Origin of the sequence: Muricauda brasiliensis (genome assembly GCF_003057865.1) — a bacterium.
Classification (GTDB): Bacteria; Bacteroidota; Bacteroidia; order Flavobacteriales; family Flavobacteriaceae; genus Flagellimonas; species Flagellimonas chongwuensis.
Map to the genome: position 1 here is coordinate 222,715 of NZ_QBTW01000011.1, position 20,800 is coordinate 243,514.

Sequence of the window (20,800 nt, forward strand, 5' to 3'; positions counted from 1 at the left end):
GGACTATTCCAGTACTTTTTCCAAAAGTTTCTTGGTTGCCAATATTCCTTCTTCTTCGCTAAGTTCAGAGCCTTCGTACTCTACCCCAACATAACCTTCGTATCCAGCATCCAATACAATATCCATGATTTTAGGATAATCCACTCTGGTCTCATAGCCTTCTTCATTGAAACTGTAGGATTTGGCACTAACACCTTTGGCATAAGGCATCAATTCTTTTACCCCTTTATATTTGTCGTACTCTTCCAAACATTCTGATGAATAGTAATCCCCTGCTTCCCTTTTGATGCAGAAGTTTCCAAAATCCGGCAATGTACCACAATTGTCCATGCCCACTTTTTCCATAACGTCTGCCAACATTTGGGCATTGGAAGATGGCCCGCCGTGATTCTCTACAATAATATTGATGTTTTTGTCCTTGGCATAAGTGGCCAATTGGGTAAGCCCCGCAACGGATGCAGGCATCCATACTTCTGGCTCCATGCTTCCGTTAAGGTTAACGCGGATGGAGTGGCAACCCAAAGCTGCGGCCGCATCTACCCATTTATAATGGTTTTCCACTGCTTTTGTTCTTTCGGCTTCATCAGGAACCGCGATGTCGCCTTGTCCATCCACCATGATCAAAAGATTCTTCAATCCATATTTTTCACTTTCGGCCTTACTCTTTTCCACCCATTTGTTCATGGCCTCTTCGGAAAAATTCGCAGCTTGCAGTTCTTTATAATAAAGAGCGCTCACATATTCCAATCCCTCAAAACCCCATTTGCTTGCTTTTTCCGCAAACGTGTAAGGATCAACGCCTTCTTCGAAAATCATTTTGTGAATGGACCATTGTGCCAGAGAAAGCTTAATGTCCGGTTTAGGCTCATCTTCTGCTACTACCTCGGTACCAGATTCCTCCGCTGTTTCCTTCTTTGAATTCTCTTTACAGGAATAAAATCCTAAAAAAGCCACGGCAATAAGTGTGACAATACTTTTCTGTGCTAAACTACTTCTGTTCATATTTTTACGTTAGTTAATTTCGTGTGGAATCCAAAAACTACAACGTTATAGTGCTGAATTCTCAATAAACATAGGGATTAAATGTAGAAAATTAATTTAATAATTAATACATTTAGCAAATAAACAATCCGAATAAATGAGTAAATTTTATTACAATCAGGAGCAGGAATCCTACGATGCCATTGTGGTAGGTACGGGTATCAGCGGTGGTTGGGCTGCAAAAGAATTGTGCGAAAACGGTCTCAAGACTTTGGTCTTGGAGCGTGGCCCCATGGTAAAACACCGTGAAGATTACCCTACGGCCAATATGGACGATTGGGATTTTAAGCATGCGGGCAGAGCAACCCGAGAAGACGTTAAGCAACAAGAGAAACAATCCAGAACCGGTTACACCACTGGTGCAGCCTCAAAACATTGGTTTGTAAACGACTTGGACCATCCTTACAACGAGACCAAACGTTTCGATTGGATGAGAGGTTACCACGTAGGTGGACGTTCCATTATGTGGGGACGACACAGCTACAGATGGAGCGACATTGATTTCACTGCAAACAAAAATGAGGGAATCGCCGTGGATTGGCCAGTACGCTACAAGGACATAGCCCCTTGGTACGATAAAGTTGAAAGTTACATCGGTGTATCCGGTGAAAATTTAGGTCTGCCTCAACTTCCCGATGGACAGTTTGAGCCCATGATGGAACTCAATTGTGTAGAGGACCACGTAAGAGGCAAGGTCGCCGAACATTTTGGTGGCCGTGTTATCACTGCAGGTAGGGTGGCCCACATAAACAGTGACAAACAGTTTGATGGTGACGGTCGGGTTCGTTGTCAATTTAGGAACCGTTGTATTAGAGGATGTCCTTTCGGAGCATATTTTAGCAGCGTTTCTTCTACGTTGCCAGCTGCCGAAGCTACAGGAAACATGACCCTTAGACCAGATTCCATTGTACACGAGGTAATCTATGACCCTAACACCAAGAAAGCTACAGGCGTTAAGGTTATCGATAGAGAAACCAAGGAAGAATTTGAATTCAAAGCAAAAGTTATTTTCCTATGTGCTTCTGCCATTGCTTCTACTTCCATTTTGATGCAATCCAAATCGGATAGGTTCCCTAACGGTTTAGGAAACGACTCCGGAGAATTGGGCCACAACATTATGGACCACCACTTTTTAGTAGGTGCATCCGGTAAGTTTGATGGTTACGAAGACAAATACTACAAGGGCAGAAAGCCCAATGGAGTGTACATTCCAAGATTTAGAAACCTTGGCGGTGATTCCGATATGAAAAACTTTAAACGTGGTTATGGGTACCAAGGAGGTGCGGGCAGAGGCAATTACGAAGAATTGGTCGCCGAAGCAGCTTACGGAAAAGCATATAAAGATGCAATGTTGACTCCCGGTGGATGGAACTTTAGCATCAATGCTTTCGGTGAAACCCTCCCTTACCACGAAAACAAAATGACCTTGGATTACGACAAAAAGGACAAGTGGGGACTCCCTACTGTAACCTTTGATGCCGAAATCGGTGAAAACGAGCACAACATGCGCAAGGATATGCAAGAGCAAGCGGTTCAAATGCTCGAAAAAGCAGGTGCAAAAGATATCACCGCTTTCAACGCCCCTTATGCATTGGGTCTGGGAATCCACGAAATGGGTACCGCCCGTATGGGGCTTGACCCAAAAACTTCCGTAGTCAATGGGAACAACCAAGTACACGGATGTAAGAACGTATATGTGACCGATGGTTCCTTTATGGCATCTGCAAGTTGCGTAAACCCATCGTTGACTTATATGGCATTTACCGCAAGGGCAGCCAACCATGCCGCCCAAGAACTTAAAAAAGGAAATATATAATGGAAAGAAGATCAGCACTTAAAAATATGGGACTGGCCTTCGGTTATGCCGTGGCCACCCCGACATTGTTATCGCTATTGCAAAGCTGTAAGGACAAACCCGCATATTCGGAGTGGTCCCCCAGCTTTTTGAGCAAGGAGCAAGGGTATGCCTTAGCGCAGACCGTGGATGTAATTCTTCCCAAAACGGATACTCCTTCTGCAACCGAGGTAAATGTTCATGTATTTATCGATGCCTATTTGGACGAAGTAATGCCTTTGGACCAAAGAGAGTTTGTCATCATGAAAATGAACAAGTTCTATGACAAGGTATTGGCCGATTCTGGCAAAGAATCTCTATTGGATTTGGAAGCCGCGGATATAGAGCCAGCTTTGCAAGCATACCTACGAAAACGTTCGGATGAAGAGGAAGAAGCACATTCCGAAGCCATCATGAACTACATGGAAGCCATTATGCAAAGTGGAGAAGGTAGTTTGGATGATGATATTGCCCGTTTTTCCTTTGCCAATGACTTGAGGGATTTGGCCACTTGGGCCTACAAATCCTCAGAATATGTGGGTGAGGAAGTATTGGCTTATTTGCCAATTCCTGGTGAATATATCGGTTGTGGCGACCTTGAAACCTTGACAGGCGGCAAGGCTTGGTCTATCTAAGCTTTAATTAACATCCATAAAATCAAAAACCTCCAATACTGGGGGTTTTTTTATATACGGTTACCAAAAAAATACCTCGGATGGTTCTACTGTGGGGTAAACTTATCCGAGGCATAAAATCAATAAACACTATCACATTTGCCATTCAAGGCACAAAATAACTGTATATGCAGTACAGCAATAACTGTATTATCGGCACAGTAATTTGTTGAAGATTTCCAAAAAACAATTCGAGAATTCTTTGCTTTACAGCGAGTGAAGTCTACCTAAATTGAATTTTTCGGTCAACACAGACAAAGATTTAAAAATACCTTGAGTTTTTAAAGATTCAACGCTAAAAACACCCTTAAAGTTTTTAACACAAAATGTTGAAATCTAGGCACAGACTTGCCTTGTAAGCAATACTTTACAAAATCTGTAAAAACAAAAGACCAAGTAACATAGAAGTATGCTTACCTGGTCTTGCTTTTACGATGAACCGGCCAAAGAGCCAAATATTACCAAAGAGTACGGCCTCTTCAATTGAGCCTTACTAAATCTTTTTTTGTCCTAGGTAGTTCCCCCGAAACCTAAAACCAAATCCAGATTATGGCCAAACAGAAGTTAATTGTGCAAGCGGTTTATACAATCAAAAGATTGGTTGCCGTGGCCGTACAATTATTTGGTAATACAAAAATTTTAAGAGCTAATGTGTTACAAAATCATTTCTTCGCAACAACCTTATTCCAATCGCCTCCCAATTGGGCGTTGTTCTTTTCTGATAACGCGGCAAAAAACAATGCCACTATCAAAATCAAAAACAATATTGCACATTTTTTCATTTTCTGGCTATTTCAAAATTGTCCTCTTATTTTTGACATGCCGAATATAGACAACTAAATTTCACGCATATAATGTCTATGTATAAACTGTTCTGTTTTATGTATAATTGGTTTTTGCGTATGGGAAACCAGCTTTAGCTTTCCTGCTAACTAAAGCCCAAAACAGAAAAAACCAGTGATTTTTCACCTGATTCCCCTTTTTATACCAGTTATACGTGCTAAATATCCATTAACACATTATTTTATTGCCATGTAGAGAATAATTCTAAATTTGGTATAACCTATATTAGATTATGCTAGAAGCAGTAATAGTTGATGACGAGATAAAAGCCCTCCAAAGCCTAAGCTGGGAACTTACCAACTTGAGCGATGAAGTGGATATTATTGCATCTTTTACAGATGCCAGGGAAGCTTTGGACTATTTGGAAAAGAACACTCCCGATTGTCTATTTTTGGATATTGAAATGCCCGCAATGGACGGGTTCCAGTTTATAAAAAACTTGAAAAACAAGGATTTTCCGGTAGTCATTACTACAGCCTATAACCAATATGCCCTGCAGGCCCTAAAAAATGAGGCCATCGACTATCTCCTAAAACCGATAGATTCGGATGACTTGGAGGAAACCATAGCCAAAATAAAAAAGTTCAACGCCAAAAATTTGACCGTTGAACGCTTGGAAAGAATTCTTCTTAATTTTAATTCGGAATCGCAAAGCAAAAAAATAACCATCAATACGGATGGTAAATTGGTCTTTTTGAACAGCGATGAAATCCTGTATGCAGAATCCGACGGTAATTACAGCACTATTTTTCTAAAGGATGGACAAAAAATCCTTCTCACGAAAAAATTGAAGGAAGTCAATGCCCTGTTGCCAGAAAGTAGCTTTTTTAGAATACATAACTCTTATATTATCAATCTCAACAAAATAAAAGAATTCCTCAAAACCGACGGTTATGTGGTTCTGGAATCCAATCATAAAATCCCAGTCTCCCGGCAAAAAAAATCCGACTTTTTGGATATGCTATAATCTCAAAATGTTCCTGTGCCTATAGTAAAGTTCCTCCTTATTAAAAACCTACCTCGAGCGCGAACCGGGTCTCTGGTCACCTTTTTGCTGTTCTCTTTTTTATCTTCTTTACATGCTCAAAACCTTACCGACGAGTTTATTGAGAAAACGGAGATACTGGTAAAACTTAAACCCAAGACCTACGAAGCACTCGATGAAGAGCTATATTCCGAAAAAAGGGACACCACACTATTAAGATATTTTACCAACTTTAGTAAAGAAAACGACTATTTGGAAGGACAATCTTATGCCTTGAACCAATTAGGTATGAAGTATCGGAACTTTTCCGAATATGAGAAAGCCGTTGCATTGCACGAACAAGCCTTGGCCGCCTCGGAAAGAGCGAACAATATTGATTTTAAAGTGCTTAGTTTAAATATGCTGGGGGTAGTCTACAGACGTACCGATGGGATAAAGACCGCATTGGATTATCACCAAAAGGCACTTGAACTGGCAGAACAAATCGAGAACCCATCCAACCATATTAAAAGAAGTATCAATGTTGCCCTCAATGGCATTGGAAACCTGTACCAAACTTTGGAGCAGTACGATTTGGCCATATTACAATTTAGAAGGGCATTGAAACTGGAAGAGGAACTGGGCAACAAATTGGGGTTGGCCATAAACCATCAAAATATTGGGCATTGCCTAGAGGAAAAGGGCGATTTGGAAGAGGCTTTGGAAAATTACAGGAAATCCTTGGCCTATAACGAGGAAATCGATTCGGAAGTAGGCCGTGTTATATGCAAGAACAGTCTGGCGCAAATCTATCTTAAACAGAACATGCCCTATTTGGCGTTGGTCCTTTTAGAGCCTCTACATTCGGAGTCCGAAAAAATCGGGGACTTTTCCGTAACGGGCCTAGTCTATATCAATACGGGATGGGCGCATACCAAATTGGGCAACTATGATGAAGCCGAAACCTTTATCCAAAAAGGACTTACAATGGCGCAAAACCGAAATATGCCCAGTAATATTTTGTACGCGTATGAAAAGATGTCCGATCTAGAAAACGCCAAAGGAGATTTTAAAAAAGCTTATGAGTCCTATAAAAAGGCCAGTGAATACGAAAAGGAAATTTCCAGTGCAACCAACCTACGGTACATGAACGATATTATCGTTAGGTACGAAAACGACAAGAAGAACAGCCAGATCGCGGTTTTGGCAAAAGAAAACGAAATCGTTCGGCTAAGGCTTAAAAAAAATCAGACAACTCTTCTGGTAAGTGCACTGATCGTGGGGCTAATTTCATCCATACTCTATATTCTTTACCGGCAATACCAGAGCAAGAACGAGAAAAGAGTACTCACTTTGGAGCAACAAATGCTGCGTAGCCAAATGAATCCTCATTTTTTGTTCAACTCCTTGAACTCGATCAAACTTTATATTATAAACAACGAACAAAAAAATGCCGTTCATTATCTGAACAAGTTCTCCAAACTTGTCCGAAAAATTCTAGAAGCATCTTCCCAAAAGGAAATCCCGCTATCCGAAGAACTGGGAACCATGGAGCTATACATGAATATCGAAAATATCCGGTTCTCCAACGAAATAGATTTTAAAATAGAAGTAGAAAAGAACATCAATATAGATAATATCAAAATCCCATCTTTGACACTTCAGCCTTTTCTCGAAAACTCCCTATGGCATGGGCTATCTCCCAAAGAAGGTGAAAAGAAAATAAAGATCAATGTAAAGCACAAGGACAGGGGACATGTCACGATTGAAATTGTGGACAACGGCGTGGGAAGAACAATGGCCGAACTTAACAAGGAAAACCGTGTACTAAAAAGAAAGTCTTTGGGTATTCGCATTACCAAGGAACGATTGGCAAATTTCGCTAAGGACTATCAAAACAAATTTGATGTGGATATCTTGGATCTGTTCGATGAGAACGGTGATCCCATTGGAACCAAAGTTGTACTGGACATCCCCACTATCTAGTCTTTTCTGCAGCTACTTCCTCCAATTCCTTGTACCAGGCCTTTCCGAACTTTTTGATCAAAGCATCTTTTACAAACTTGTAGATAGGGACTTTCAATTCCTTACCCAAGGAGCAAGCCGGGTCACAGATTTCCCATTTATGGTAATTGACTGCGGTAAACTCCGAATATTCCCTTGTACGAACCGGATACAGATAGCACGAAATAGGTTTTTTCCATTTGGTGGCACCGGCTTCATAAGCAGCTTCCAGTCCACATTTGGCTATCCCGTCATCAGAGAAAATCACATAAGCGCATTCATTATTGTTCACCAAAGGGGTTTCCCATTCACCATCCTCTCCTTTTACAAAAACCCCATGTTCTTCAATGGCAGCAATACCTTCCGGGCGCAAATAAGGCTTCACCTCATCATAAATATTGAGTAACTTGTCCGTCTCGGAATCCTCCAACGGCGCACCATACTCGCCACCCACACAACAAGCTCCTTTGCAAGCATTCAGATTGCAAACAAAATCATTTTCCAGTATCTCTTCGGATACTATGGTCTTTCCTATCTGGAACATAATATGTCCTTACTTTTTGGGCAAAGGTAAATCAAAACCAAAAAATTGATGATTTATAAACACTTTATATGATCCAAAAGTGTTTTTTACCCGTAAATTTGCCGTCCAAAAAAAAAGACACCATGAATTTTAATTTTAAGGAAATAGCGACCGCTGGAATGGTATTGTTTGCTGTAATCGATATTTTAGGAAGCATCCCTATTATTTTATCGCTCAGAAGCAAGGTGGGTCATGTGCAATCCGAAAAGGCCTCCATTGTGGCCATTTCGATTATGATTGCCTTTCTGTTCGTTGGTGAAAGCATTCTTTCTTTGATAGGCATCGATGTAAATTCCTTTGCTGTCGCCGGGGCCTTTATCATCTTTTTCCTTGCCATTGAAATGATATTGGGAATATCCCTTTACAAGGATGATGAACCTGAGACCGCCTCGATTGTACCTATTGCGTTCCCGTTGATCGCGGGTGCGGGAACACTTACTTCTATATTGTCCTTGCGGGCGGAATACCATGTGGAGAACATTATAGTGGCCATTATTATAAACGTTATCTTTGTATACATCGTGCTTAAATCCAGTGCCAGAATTGAGCGCATCTTGGGAAAGAACGGACTCAACATTATCCGAAAAGTTTTTGGGGTTATTCTTATGGCAATAGCCGTAAAGCTTTTTGTGACCAATATAAACGGGCTACTATCGCACGCTGCTTAAAACATTGATATGAACAAGACATTTGCTTTAGTTTTAATTATACTCGCATTGGGTCTTATTGCCTACAATGTGACCTTGGTAGATTTTGAAAATCCAATACAAGGTGACAGTACAATCGCCCTGATCGGGATTGTTGCCTCTTTAAGTGCCATTGTATTGATGTTGATTTTTATGACTTCCAAAAAGATTGACAAAAAACTGAAGAAATAAGTTAAGGCTTGATGTCTATTGCCCCTAGTTGGGATTCATCAATCTTGGCCTTGTCCAAAGCCTTTACTTTTTTGAGCATTGGGTCGTACTCTCCTTTTATTTGGGCCGATAGGTTTGGCGAATACAGTTGTTCCGCAATATTCGCCTTTATGAACGCCTTTATCTTGTCCTCGTAGGCGTAAAAATCCAGTTTTATCTTACGGTCCAGCACAAATTGGATAAAGTTGTCAAAAAGGATATCGTCTACTTGGAATTCGTCCAAAAATTGGTTCTGCTCATATCCATCGTACATGGTTCTGTCTTCTTCCAAATGCTCGAAAACAAAACGTGCAAAAAACTGATAGGTATCGTCCATGCTCTCAATAGCTTCTTCCTGATTGCTTCCAATCGGAACAAAAACATCTGGAATAATTCCACCTCCGCCATATACCACCTTGCCCTTGGGCGTAACAAACTTTAATGAGTCCGCCACCTTGATACTGTCTGCCGATTGAAGCTCACCACTGGCGTAGCGCTCCATGAATCTTTGGTAATAGTCATGGTTCCCGTCTTTATAGGATTTTTGGATGGAACGCCCCGTTGGTGTATAATAGCGTGAAACGGTCAAACGAACAGCCGAACCATCTCCTAAATCCATTTCTCGCTGTACCAATCCTTTTCCGAAGGAACGGCGACCTACAATGGTACCTATATCGTTGTCCTGTAAAGCTCCTGCAATGATCTCACTGGCAGATGCCGAGCGTTCGTTGATTAGCACATATACCTCTCTATCTTCAAAATCACCTTTTTTAGTAGCGTAAGCCTTTTTGACTCTTCCTTTTTTGTTCTTTGTGAAGAGAATAAGCTTATCGTCCCCCAAGAACTCGTCGGCCAATTTTTCGGCTATGCCTAAATACCCCCCAGGATTGTCCCTTAGGTCCAAGGTCAGTTTTTCAGCACCTCTTAGCTTCAATTTGCGCAAAGCATCTTTAAACTCATCAAAAGTGGATTCGGCAAAACGATTTATTTTAATATAGCCCATATCCTTGGTCATCATATAGTAGGCATCAACGCTTCTGATGGGCACCCGGTCACGGACCACAGAAACATCCATCATCTGGTTATCGGTCTTTCTATAAACCTTTAAATTGACCTTGGTTCCAATTTTACCCTTTAGGGTGGAGACCACATCATCATTGGCGATTCTTCTTCCGTAAAGTGTATCCTTGTCCGCCATAAGAATACGATCACCAGGTTTTATACCACTGATATAACTAGGGCCGTTCTTTATAGTTCTTATCACAGTTATAGTGTCACGGTACATATAAAAGCTAACACCTATTCCCGCAAAGTCCCCTTTCATATTTTCGGCAACATCCTTCATTTCATCCTTTGGAATATATACTGAATGAGGATCTAACTTGCCCAAAATATTATTGACCGTTACATCCACGATGCTATCGGTATCCACATCATCCACATACTCGTAGTCAATGTAATCGATAAGCCGGTTGAGCTTGTCTTTTTTTGAATTGGTGGAGAAGAGCTTTTCCGGGGAATCGTTAAAATGGAGTTTGCCCCCTATAAAAATACCTATGGCTACTGCCAAAGCAAGTAGTGTGGGCCAAATATATCCTTTAATCTTTTTCATATAGCAATATGGTCTTAAACCATTTCTTCCAGAACTGGCAAATGAACAATCTCCACACCTGCCCTTTCCAGAAATTTTATTCCAGAGTCGTCTTTATATGCACTCTGGTATACCACACGTTTTATGCCAGCTTGGTGCACTAGCTTGCTACACTCCCTGCATGGGGACAATGTGATATATAATGTTGCACCTTCACAAGACTGTGTAGAGGAGGCGACTTTGAGAATTGCATTAGCCTCAGCGTGAAGGACATACCATTTGGTGTACCCTTCCTCATCTTCACAAAAATTTTCGAATCCAGTAGGAGTCCCATTGTACCCATCGGAAATGATCATTCTGTCCTTAACTATAATTGCTCCGACCTGCCTTCTTTTACAATACGATAATTTCCCCCATTCTTGGGCCATCCTCAAATAGGCTTTATCGTACTTTTCTTGTTTGCTCGCCTTCATAAATCAAAAAAATGCTGATAATTAAATAAATATACCTGCTTTGATAGACCCTCACAACCATCTTCAATAAAATTTAACTAAGGGCCTATATGGGGAACGTAGCTATGAGCAAGGGTATTGTAATGGCTATAATCAAAATTGAAGCGACCGCAATATAAATAGACCTTTTTACCTTCAAAAAACCTAAAACTACATAGGCAATAGCCAACACAACCAATATGATGGTCACTTGCGATAATTCTATACCGGTCGCAAAACCTAATAGAGGAGTAATCTTGTCCTCTTCTTCAGCCATCAACATCTTAAAATAGTTGGAAAATCCAAAACCGTGTATCAAACCAAAAAAAGCTGTCGCCAAAATATGCAGAAAAAGACCAATGTCCAGGGATTCTTTGAACACATATGCAAAGTTGAACAAGGCCGTAAGCAAAATGGTGACCGGTATCAAAAACTCAATAAGACCAACATCTGCCGTTGCGACTTCATAGACAGACAATGCCAACGATGTACAATGGGCAATGGTGAAAATAGTGGCCAAGACAAGTACTTTTTTCCAACTTTTAAAAGTGAACGGAACTGCAAGGGCCGACAAGAATAAGATATGATCGTAGGCTCCAAAATCCAAAACATGGCTAAGTCCCAATTTTATGTAGAACAGAAATTCTTGCATGAAGTTTTGTTTTCAAATTTACCAATAAAAAACATTCCCTCATCCAAAAGCGGGCAAACCCCATGGAATTTATTTTAAATTAATCCAAATAATGATTTTGTTTTAGGGACCAGCCATTATATTTGCGAAAATTGGATTTCTACATTAAATCAATTAAACGATTGAACAGATGTGCAGTCGTATACCGGAATTTGATTCATTTAATCCAGTTGAAATAATATGAGCGCTTAACAATCGGTATGGGAAAAAGTAAGAAATACGGAATTAGAGATTTTATCAACGACGTTCACCTTTGGTTGGGACTCGTTAGCGGTATTGTTTTGTTCTTGGTCTGCCTTAGCGGAACTATTCTGACCTTTGAGGAAGAAATCGAGGGCTGGTTCAAAGAGGACATGAAGGTTGAGGCCGTAGGAACCAAAAAGTCAATTTCCAATTTGATAAATGACCCTACAATCCAAGAAAAAGGAATTCTCACATCCATCACCATTCCAACCGATGAAACCTCTCCGTATGAATTTTCTATTAAAGAAGACCTCAAGCAGCGAAGGGGAACAACATACGATATAAACCCTTACACCGCGGAACTTTTAGCCCCGGAAGATACGGGAATAGACAAGTTTATGTTCAGTATGTTCCGTATGCATAGATGGTTAATGATGGACATTAAATGGGGAAGACCGATTGTGGGCATTGCCACCATTATTTTTATGATATTGGCCATTTCCGGAATTGTGCTATGGTTCCCCAAAAAGATAAAATGGAAAACCGTGAAAGCTGGCTTTAAGATAAGGACCAATGCCAACTGGAAACGCATCAACCATGACCTCCACAATACTTTAGGATTTTATGCTTGTATTTTAATCCTAATCATGGGAATTACCGGTCTTTGCTGGTCGTTTGAAGGCTACCGCGACGGATTAAGCGCCATTATGGGTACCAAAGTATTCGGCAATCGAGGTGGAGGTCCGGAAATTGATTTGGAAAGCTTCGACAGTGAAAAATCAATCAGTTTGGAAGAGGCCATAGCCTTGGCCAACAAAGAGCTCAACTATGAGGGAGAACTATCGGTAAGCCTGCCCAACGATAAGAACCCCATCTACAGTTTCAGAAAACTGGCGGACAATTCTTGGTCCACAGTTGCCCAAGATAGGCTACAGATCCATACTTCCGGGGAGGTGGTCGGCAAAGAGATCTATGCGGACAAACCGCTAAACGTTAAAATTGCTTCGGCCATCAAGCCAATCCATACGGGTACCATTTACGGAACATTTAGCAAATGGATATATTTCTTGGCCTGCTTGATCGCGACCAGTTTGCCCATCACGGGAACTATCATTTATATTAACAAACTTAAAAAGAAGAGCAAGCGAAGAAAAAGTTTGGCCACCGCTTAGGACAAACCTCTTTCCTTTTGAATGGATTCGTAGGCTTTCTGAACTTCCTTGAATTTTTCCTCGGCACCTTTACGGATGGCCTCATTTTCCGTCACCACCCGATCGGGATGGTACTTTTTGGCCATGTTTCTATAAGCCTTTTTCACTTCATCATCGGTAGCAGTCTTCTCGATTTCCAAAATCTTGTACGAGTTGTCGGTAGATTTGATGAACATCGCCATAATACTTTCAAAATCGTGCTGATTTACCCGAAAGTACCCTGCTATCTCCCTTAACTTTTGAATTTCTGCCTTGCTAACCTGCCCATCGGATTGGGCAATACCGAACAAAAAATGAAGCATTTGCAAGCGAACCTCATACCGGGTACGCTGCACCATAAAAGTACAGATGCGCTGCGCCGATATCTCCCTCTTTTTGATCACATCGTTGAAAGTCCTGAAGATGGCATTGGCCTTTTCCTTCCCGTACGTGCTCAAAAAATATTGCCGTACATAATCGAGCTCCCTTTGGTTCACCTGTCCATCTGCCTTAATAATTATGGAGCAAAGTGAGAGTAGGTTCAATTCAAAATCGGCCGGGGAGACCGATTGCCTGGTCACATTTTCGAAAATGGAGCCGGACCTTTTCCCTGAACCTCCAAAATTATCCAGAAAGGTCCCTACGATAAACCCTAATACCGCACCGGGAAATCTAAACATAAAATAACCGAGCAAGGCGGCTATCCACTTGATCATGTTTGAAAATTTAAAGCGCAAAGATAGGGGTTTGATTAAGAAACAAAGCTTTATGCAATGTTAACGGTGATGAAAAAATCCTAACAATACCGTATCTTTGTAACATAATCAAAAAGAAGTCTATGTATCCAGAAGAATTGGTAAAACCTATGCGCGAAGACTTGGCCAGTGCCGGGTTTGAAGAACTACATACAAGTGAAGCCGTAAATGAAGCCCTAAAAAAGGATGGCACTACTTTGGTAGTGGTGAATTCGGTTTGTGGTTGTGCCGCAGCCAATGCAAGGCCAGCCGCTAAATTGAGCTTACATAACAGCAAAACTCCGAACAACTTGGTAACAGTTTTTGCCGGTGTGGACATGGAAGCTGTTGCCACGGCAAGAAACCATATGGTCCCGTTTCCTCCTTCTTCACCAAGTATGGCCCTTTTTAAAGATGGCGAACTGGTTCACATGATTGAAAGACATCATATTGAAGGTAGACCTGCCGAGCTGATCGCAGAAAACTTGATGGAAGCATACAACGAGCATTGCTAAAATCAGGCAAATTAAGATATGAACACGCCACCCAAATGGGTGGTTTTTTTATTTTTACCAAAATTTAAACCTGTATCCGTGCTAAAACTGTTGTCATACCCCCTAACCGTTTTATTCTTTTTGCTGTTTGGTCTGGTTCTGGTCATATTCCATCCCATACAATGGTTTTGCCTAAAAGTGTTCGGGTACAATGCGCACAAAAAAAGCGTTTCCATATTAAATTGGTTCATTATGCGATGTACCAACGTTCTGGGAACTCGGTACAGCTTCAAGAACAATCAGGATATCCCAACGGACAGGCCTCTTATTATTGTTACCAATCACCAAAGCATGTACGACATTCCTCCGATTATTTGGTATATGCGAAAGTACCACCCAAAGTTTGTAAGTAAAATAGAGCTAGGAAAAGGGATACCGAGCGTTTCCTATAACCTAAGGCATGGTGGCTCGGCCTTGATCGATAGAAAAGATCCTAAACAATCCATTTCCGAGCTTCAAAAATTGGCCAAGTACATTAATGAGAACAACCGAAGTGCCGTTATTTTCCCGGAAGGTACCCGAAGCAGGAACGGAGTGCCCAAGCCATTCAGGACAACCGGTCTCAAAGTAATGCTGAAAAATGTACCCGAAGCTTTGCTTGTCCCCATCAGCATCAATAACTCCTGGAAATTGTTGCGCTACGGAAAGTTTCCCATGGGATTGGGTTCCCAAGTTACTTTCGAGGTGCATCCTCCAATTGAAAATGAAGGCAAAGTCGATGAACTTATTGCCCAAATAGAAAGTACCATCGTGGCAGGTGTCAACAACAACTAATGGAGGAAACACAACTCATATTACGGACCATCAATTTTGTAAAAAAAGAGCTCCAAGATGCAGAGGGCGGGCACGATTGGTTCCATATCGAACGTGTTTTTAATACCTCGAATTTATTATTGAAACAGGAAGAGGGAAATGCCACGGTCGTAAAATTGGCTGCCCTGCTTCATGATATTGCCGACCCAAAATTCCATGGAGGAAACGAGAACATTGGCCCGGAAACCGCAAAAAACTTTCTAGAATCCCTCTCCGTTGATGGGCAGACCATTGATCACGTAGTGAACATCATCAAGCATATGTCCTTCAAAAATAGCCTGGAGAAGGGAACCTCGTTTACATCTAAAGAGCTTCAAATTGTACAAGATGCCGACCGATTGGATGCCATTGGCGCCATAGGCATTGCCAGGGCGTTCAACTACGGAGGTTTTAAAAACAGAGAGTTACATAATCCGGATGTCCCGCCCAATCTCAACATGAGCAAGGAGGAATACAAAAAATCCAAAGCGCCCACCATTAATCATTTCTACGAAAAACTACTGTTGCTCAAGGATAGGATGAATACCACTACCGGAAAAAAGCTGGCCGAAGAACGCCATCAATTTATGTTGAACTATCTCGACCAGTTTTACAGAGAGTGGAACGGGGAATCGTAAAACCTAGGATTTCTTTTTACCTTTTTTGTATCTTGGGGACTCACATAATATCAAACTAAACATAATGCAAAGAAGAAAGTTCATCCAAAATGCCGCCGCTGCATCGGCCGCATTTTCGATTGTACCCAGTCATGTTCTGGGAAAGACCCACGTTGCTCCCAGTGACACCCTTTATGTAGCCGGATTTGGAGTCGGTGGAAGGGGAAATGCTGTAATGAACGGCCTCAACGATACCGGAAGAGTAAAATTTGTTGCCTTTTGCGACGTGGACGACCGCCGCGCGCAACAAACCTACGAGCAGTTCCCCGATGTAAAACGATATAAAGATTTTAGAAAGGTTTTTGATGCACATCTAGGGGACATAGATGCCATTGCCGTAGCGAGTCCAGACCATACCCACGCAACCATCTCCTTGCCATTTATGCGCGAGAAAAAGCATGCTTATGTGGAAAAACCACTTACACATAATATATATGAGGCTCGCTTGATGACCCAAGTAGCTAAAGAGCAGGGAATTGTAACCCAGATGGGGAATCAAGGTGCTTCCAGTGATGGTAGCCGAATTGCCCGCGAATGGGTAGAATCCGGGATTATTGGAAAAGTACATACGATAGATTGTTGGACCAACCGGCCTGTTTGGCCACAGGGGGTCCCCTTGCCTACAGAAAAAGACCGTATCCCAAAAGGATTGGATTGGGACCTTTGGTTGGGCCCTGCCCAAATGAGGGACTACAACGATGCCTATCTACCATTTAAATGGAGAGGTTTCTGGGACTTTGGAACCGGAGCGTTGGGCGATATGGGATGTCATATCATGGAAACACCTTTTAGCGTGCTTGATCTAGGGTATCCAACAGAGGCGGAAGCTAGTTGTACAACTGTTTGGGTAGATGACTTTGTAGAGGCTGATTATAGCCACTCCTGTCCTCCTTCTTCCAAAATCCACTTAAAGTTTGAGCACGAAGAACATGGTGATATTGCTTTGAATTGGTACGATGGCGGACTTAAGCCAGACCTACCCGACGAACTAAAAGATGATGAGACCATTGGTGATTCCGGTGGTGGAAGCGTTATTTACGGTGACAAGGGTATTTTGGTATGCGATACCTATTCCAGGAACGCTAGATTGCTCCCTTCCGAAATGATGGGTCTGTACAATGCTCCGGCCCCAAAATATGATAGGGTACCTGGCGGAATCGAAGGGCACTTTGCCAACTTTGTGGATGGTTGCCAGAACGGAACACCGACCTCTTCCAACTTTGAAAAAGCAGGAAGGCTTACCGAAACCGTATTGATGGGCAACTTGGCAGTTAAGGCATATCAATACAAAGAATTGCAGGAAGGTAAAACTCCAAGTGACTGGAATCCATACAATTCCCCTGGAAGAAGAAAATTATTCTGGGATGGCGATAATATGAAGATTACCAACTACGAGAAAGCCAACGATTGGGTGACCCGTGACTACCGCTCAGGTTGGGAGTTGAAATAATTCTCTTGAAAAATACACACCAAGAATGGCCCTTAATGGGCCATTTTTTGTTTCCAACAATTGGAATCTTTAGAATAATCTCATTTGGCCGTCCTTGTATTGTTCGTGAAGTTCTGTATTTAAACTAGGGAAGTTTCTATCATTGAAATAACGTTTTCTAGCGATATGGGCCATTTCGTGTATTTGCTCTGCAATCACACCTTCACCCTTGGTTCTTGTACCAAACCTGCTATCATTAACTGTTCCTCCATGGCAGTCCTGAATCTGGTGCAGCACCTTTTCTGCCCTATCCGGCATGGCTTTCCTAATCCAATCCGAAAATATTTGGCCGATCGCCCCGTTGAGCCGCACTACGGTTAACCCGAATGAAAGGGCTCCATGGTCCGCCACTGCCTTGGCCAACGGCAATAATTCATGTGAATTTATTCCCGGAATCATGGGTGCCAACATAGCGTTTACCGGAATTTTATTCTCCGATAACACTTGTATGGTCTTGAGCCTTTTTTGAATGGATGCCGTTCTAGGTTCTAGCTTGCGTCTAGTTTTTTCGGATAATGATGTTACGGACACATTGACACCTATCAATTGATTTTCATTGAGTTCACTTAAAATATCGAGGTCACGCAATACCAGGGCATTTTTTGTGATGATGCCCACAGGATGTCGATACTTTAAAAAAACCTCTAAACACTTTCTGGTAATCTCGAACTTCTGCTCTGCTGGCTGGTAACAATCGGTGTTACCCGATAAAACAATCGTGTGCGCTTTCCAGTTCTTGTGCTTGATCTTGGCTTCCAAAAGTTGTGGTGCGGCTTTTTTTACCAAAATCCTTCTTTCAAAATCGAGTCCTGCGCTATAGCCCCAATATTCGTGTGTATTTCTGGCATAACAATAAATACAACCATGCTCGCAACCTTGGTAGGGATTCATGGAATAGCCCATACCCACATCCGGGCTGTCCACTTTGTTTATGATGGTCTTTGGAAAGATGGGTGTGTACTGGGTCTTATTACTTTCGTGCTCTTCACCTTCCAATCGGCAGAACTCCAAAAAGTCGTCCCGCATTTCGAATACATGCTTCAAAAACCGATTGTCGGTATTTTTTTGAGCTCCCCTTCCCTTCAAGAATTCGTTGGACGGCATATATTTGGATTTATTCCAAATATATGGATTATTTCCTTTTTATGAAATAAAAAATTACATAAAAAAAGCCGGGCAATGCCCGACTTTTACAGCTAATGGTTAGGTTGTCCCGAGGGACTTTTAGCTTACTTCAATCCAAAATAATCGACAACTGCATTATAGTCAGAAGTATCAACTCCTGCAGATTTTAGTTCGGACATGATGTTTTCACTACTTTTTGAAGTAGATGGGTTAAACTCGATTGACAATACAATAACTTCAGTATAATCACCCGCAGCAATTGCATATGAAGAATCATCTATTTGATCATAAAAATTTATCGCAAAAAGACTTTCATTCTCGTTATAGAAAACTCTAGCATAGTGGGTATTCTTATTCAGTGAACCCGGGATTGAGTAAACAATTCCACTATTATTTTTGATATAAAACAAAAATGAATAATTTTCAAAGGATTGTATATCTATTGGCAAATTCTCCTCGATAAAGTGACTGCTAAAATCTTCTGCAATTGGGTAAATAGTCTGGAATACGTTTGCATTTCCAGCTTCTCCTTGTTCACCCTGTTCTCCTTGCTCTCCTTGAGGACCTGCAGGACCTATTGGACCGGTTTCTCCATCTGAACCAGAACAGGAAATCAACGTTATTGATAGGGCCAACATGGCGATACTACATAATTTTAATACTTTCATAATGAATTTTTTTAAAGGGTTAATGCTCCAAATGTATGGTGGTTCCGCGGTTGTATTTTGCCCTAATTCACCAATGCAGGTTATGAATTGATGAATGGCCCAATTCAATTGATAGTCAAAATTACTTATAAGGTTTTTCTCACTTATAATATGATGGGAAAATAAAAAAGCCCCCTAAATGGAGGCTTCTTAGTCGGAACGGGTAAATATTCATTATTTAAAATCTACCTTAACGAGTTGTTTTCTGCCCCCTCTTTTGGCATAGAACAACATCTTGTCCTCGGTTTCATCTTTTAAAGGTTTGGAAACCATAAGTGGCAACCTTGCTTCTTGTTGGTCGATGATTTTTTCATAATCCATGACCCCATTTTCGTCCAACGAAATCATAAACACATTTCGGTTACGACTAAATCCTTGTTTAAAAATCAAACGTTCGTTATTGATCAATTGGGGATTTTCTGCTGCTGTACAAATAAAAAAGTATGTGTTGCCGTCCTTACAATAAGAACTGTAGGAAGCATAAGCACCGTCTCCCTGTGTCACCTCTGTTTTGTTTATGTTCCTGGCCCATTCCATGTCTCCGTTGGTGTTGAGCTTTACACTTACAATGTCGTTATGGTGATAGCGTTCGATTCTCACCCGTTGTCCGGCACCTGTAGTCTCCAGTCCCGTGGTTACAAAATACTCCTCGGCATTAAAGAATATTTCGTTATTATCAGTGACCTCAACATTTTTAAAAACAAGGTTCTTGATGTCCTTGTCCTCTTCCCGGCCAAACTTATCGTCCATGAACTGCTGCGAAAAGGGATTGTATTTCTGGGAACGAATATCCAAAGTGCCAGGATGTACATCAAAATAAACGATGCCATTGTACCTGTTGTCCTTTCTATCGGCATAAAAACCAGTACAGACCAGTTTGTTTCCCATTAAAACGGGGTACAAAGCTTCTGGGTACTTTCCGGGGTCCACAAAAGACTGAGTTTGACTGGCATTTTGTGATACTTTGATCAATTCATACTGATACTTTCTTTCGTCCACCCTAAATCTTCGTTGTTTAAAATAGGCTTTACCAACAATATAGGCTGTTTGAAGGTCCTCGGAAAAAGTAACATTTTCGAAAGCATAGTTCTTCTCCTCGATTTCATCAGAAAAATCGAACTCGAACTTTTTATTTAAGGCAGTATCAAACATATGGATCATATGCTTGTTGCTCTTTCCTTTTTTGTGATGGGTGCTGATTACGAAGCCTGTTTTTGCTTCATTAAAGAGGATGGCAGTGGTAAACCCTCTGGAAAAATCACGGTTGTAGTAATTTTTGCCTACGGGATCATCCACCGGATCCGAAGCAATGGATAGCAATTTCTTCTCCTGAAAATTAAAATTGATAACGGGACTTGTATGTACCCAATATTCGTATTCTCCCCTATTGGCGTTATAATTGAGAAACAATAGGTTTAATTGGCCATTTTTAAGGAATCCGTCCACAAAATCCAGGTCCTTGAGTTTATAATTGTACTCAGAGACGAGCTCTAGATCGCGATTGTATTTTTCAATAAGATAGCCCTTGGGTTTCAGAATCAGCCCTTGGTAATAGGCACGGACCAATATGTAACCCCCGGAATCATCCTCTTCGATGGCCACTAGGTTCGAATAGCGGTAACGGTCCTTATATTTTTCACCAAAATCGTAAGAAACGGGCATTTTTTGCGCATTGACGGCCATGCCTGTCAGTACAAAACTAAATAGAAGAAGCAGGTATTTTTTCATGATTAGGCT

Annotated in this window: 21 protein-coding genes; 12 read left to right on the forward strand and 9 right to left on the reverse strand. The window is 41.4% G+C overall.

Annotation, left to right across the window (positions count from 1 at the left end):
* Positions 1-3: 3 nt before the first annotated feature.
* On the reverse strand, positions 4-1,002 hold the full coding sequence (locus DCK90_RS06970) for a sugar phosphate isomerase/epimerase family protein (protein WP_108245464.1): 999 nt from the start codon (positions 1,000-1,002) through the stop codon (positions 4-6).
* Positions 1,003-1,138: 136 nt separating this feature from the next.
* Between DCK90_RS06970 and DCK90_RS06975 the strand changes: the two genes are divergently transcribed.
* The 5 genes from DCK90_RS06975 to DCK90_RS06995 all read left to right on the forward strand — a co-directional run bounded on the left by DCK90_RS06975 (position 1,139) and on the right by DCK90_RS06995 (position 7,342).
* Positions 1,139-2,857: a GMC oxidoreductase gene (locus DCK90_RS06975; protein ID WP_108245465.1), complete on the forward strand. Its 1,719-nt coding sequence runs from the start codon at positions 1,139-1,141 to the stop codon at positions 2,855-2,857.
* Entirely contained in the window at positions 2,857-3,510 is a 654-nt protein-coding gene (locus DCK90_RS06980; protein ID WP_108245466.1) for a gluconate 2-dehydrogenase subunit 3 family protein, read from the forward strand. The genes DCK90_RS06975 and DCK90_RS06980 overlap by 1 nt, the downstream gene beginning before the upstream one ends.
* A gap of 588 nt (positions 3,511-4,098) precedes the next feature.
* Complete coding sequence (locus DCK90_RS06985; protein WP_108245467.1) at positions 4,099-4,389, forward strand: hypothetical protein; 291 nt, start codon at positions 4,099-4,101, stop codon at positions 4,387-4,389.
* 235 nt (positions 4,390-4,624) lie between these two features.
* Positions 4,625-5,359, forward strand: coding sequence for a LytR/AlgR family response regulator transcription factor (locus tag DCK90_RS06990; protein WP_108245468.1), 735 nt, complete (start codon positions 4,625-4,627; stop codon positions 5,357-5,359).
* Between the two features lie 15 nt (positions 5,360-5,374).
* Positions 5,375-7,342 (forward strand): tetratricopeptide repeat-containing sensor histidine kinase, encoded by a 1,968-nt coding sequence (locus tag DCK90_RS06995; RefSeq protein WP_108245469.1) that lies wholly within the window; start codon positions 5,375-5,377, stop codon positions 7,340-7,342.
* On the opposite strand, the gene DCK90_RS07000 is transcribed toward DCK90_RS06995, so the two are convergent.
* Positions 7,335-7,904: a DUF3109 family protein gene (locus DCK90_RS07000; RefSeq protein ID WP_108245470.1), complete on the reverse strand. Its 570-nt coding sequence runs from the start codon at positions 7,902-7,904 to the stop codon at positions 7,335-7,337. The two genes, DCK90_RS06995 and DCK90_RS07000, sit on opposite strands and share 8 nt — an antisense overlap.
* 122 nt (positions 7,905-8,026) lie before the next feature.
* Between DCK90_RS07000 and DCK90_RS07005 the strand changes: the two genes are divergently transcribed.
* Both DCK90_RS07005 and DCK90_RS07010 read left to right on the forward strand, forming a co-directional pair.
* Positions 8,027-8,611: a MarC family protein gene (locus tag DCK90_RS07005; RefSeq protein WP_108245930.1), complete on the forward strand. Its 585-nt coding sequence runs from the start codon at positions 8,027-8,029 to the stop codon at positions 8,609-8,611.
* Positions 8,612-8,620: 9 nt separating this feature from the next.
* Complete coding sequence (locus DCK90_RS07010; RefSeq protein ID WP_108245471.1) at positions 8,621-8,821, forward strand: hypothetical protein; 201 nt, start codon at positions 8,621-8,623, stop codon at positions 8,819-8,821.
* 1 nt (position 8,822) lies between these two features.
* On the opposite strand, the gene DCK90_RS07015 is transcribed toward DCK90_RS07010, so the two are convergent.
* The 3 genes from DCK90_RS07015 to DCK90_RS07025 form a co-directional block, all read right to left on the reverse strand.
* The gene (locus DCK90_RS07015) at positions 8,823-10,451 is read right to left on the reverse strand and encodes a S41 family peptidase (protein WP_108245472.1); all 1,629 of its coding nucleotides are present in this window, start codon (positions 10,449-10,451) and stop codon (positions 8,823-8,825) included.
* Positions 10,452-10,465: 14 nt separating this feature from the next.
* Positions 10,466-10,903: a deoxycytidylate deaminase gene (locus DCK90_RS07020; RefSeq protein WP_108245473.1), complete on the reverse strand. Its 438-nt coding sequence runs from the start codon at positions 10,901-10,903 to the stop codon at positions 10,466-10,468.
* Between the two features lie 85 nt (positions 10,904-10,988).
* Entirely contained in the window at positions 10,989-11,573 is a 585-nt protein-coding gene (locus tag DCK90_RS07025) for a HupE/UreJ family protein (protein WP_108245474.1), read from the reverse strand.
* 239 nt (positions 11,574-11,812) lie between these two features.
* Here DCK90_RS07025 and DCK90_RS07030 point away from each other — a divergent pair, with 239 nt between their 5' ends.
* Positions 11,813-12,967, forward strand: coding sequence for a PepSY-associated TM helix domain-containing protein (locus tag DCK90_RS07030; RefSeq protein WP_108245475.1), 1,155 nt, complete (start codon positions 11,813-11,815; stop codon positions 12,965-12,967).
* Here the strand turns inward: DCK90_RS07030 and DCK90_RS07035 are convergent.
* A complete protein-coding gene (locus tag DCK90_RS07035) occupies positions 12,964-13,701 on the reverse strand; it encodes a TerB family tellurite resistance protein (RefSeq protein ID WP_108245476.1) in 738 nt (245 codons plus the stop codon). The two genes, DCK90_RS07030 and DCK90_RS07035, sit on opposite strands and share 4 nt — an antisense overlap.
* Before the next feature lie 122 nt (positions 13,702-13,823).
* Here DCK90_RS07035 and DCK90_RS07040 point away from each other — a divergent pair, with 122 nt between their 5' ends.
* The 4 genes from DCK90_RS07040 to DCK90_RS07055 all read left to right on the forward strand — a co-directional run bounded on the left by DCK90_RS07040 (position 13,824) and on the right by DCK90_RS07055 (position 17,192).
* Complete coding sequence (locus tag DCK90_RS07040; RefSeq protein ID WP_108245477.1) at positions 13,824-14,234, forward strand: BrxA/BrxB family bacilliredoxin; 411 nt, start codon at positions 13,824-13,826, stop codon at positions 14,232-14,234.
* A gap of 78 nt (positions 14,235-14,312) precedes the next feature.
* Positions 14,313-15,047 (forward strand): lysophospholipid acyltransferase family protein, encoded by a 735-nt coding sequence (locus DCK90_RS07045; RefSeq protein WP_108245931.1) that lies wholly within the window; start codon positions 14,313-14,315, stop codon positions 15,045-15,047.
* Entirely contained in the window at positions 15,047-15,703 is a 657-nt protein-coding gene (locus DCK90_RS07050) for an HD domain-containing protein (protein ID WP_108245478.1), read from the forward strand. The genes DCK90_RS07045 and DCK90_RS07050 overlap by 1 nt, the downstream gene beginning before the upstream one ends.
* A 64-nt stretch (positions 15,704-15,767) precedes the next feature.
* Positions 15,768-17,192 carry a Gfo/Idh/MocA family protein gene (locus DCK90_RS07055; RefSeq protein ID WP_108245479.1) on the forward strand — a complete coding sequence of 475 codons (1,425 nt, stop codon included), beginning with the start codon at positions 15,768-15,770 and terminating at the stop codon, positions 17,190-17,192.
* 69 nt (positions 17,193-17,261) lie between these two features.
* Here DCK90_RS07055 and DCK90_RS07060 read toward each other — a convergent pair whose 3' ends face one another.
* The 3 genes from DCK90_RS07060 to DCK90_RS07070 all read right to left on the reverse strand — a co-directional run bounded on the left by DCK90_RS07060 (position 17,262) and on the right by DCK90_RS07070 (position 20,791).
* Positions 17,262-18,335, reverse strand: a complete 1,074-nt coding sequence (locus DCK90_RS07060; RefSeq protein WP_108245480.1) for a PA0069 family radical SAM protein — start codon at positions 18,333-18,335, stop codon at positions 17,262-17,264.
* A gap of 125 nt (positions 18,336-18,460) precedes the next feature.
* Positions 18,461-19,024 (reverse strand): hypothetical protein, encoded by a 564-nt coding sequence (locus DCK90_RS07065; protein ID WP_159075785.1) that lies wholly within the window; start codon positions 19,022-19,024, stop codon positions 18,461-18,463.
* A gap of 213 nt (positions 19,025-19,237) precedes the next feature.
* On the reverse strand, positions 19,238-20,791 hold the full coding sequence (locus DCK90_RS07070) for a hypothetical protein (RefSeq protein WP_108245482.1): 1,554 nt from the start codon (positions 20,789-20,791) through the stop codon (positions 19,238-19,240).
* Between the last annotated feature and the right edge of the window lie 9 nt (positions 20,792-20,800).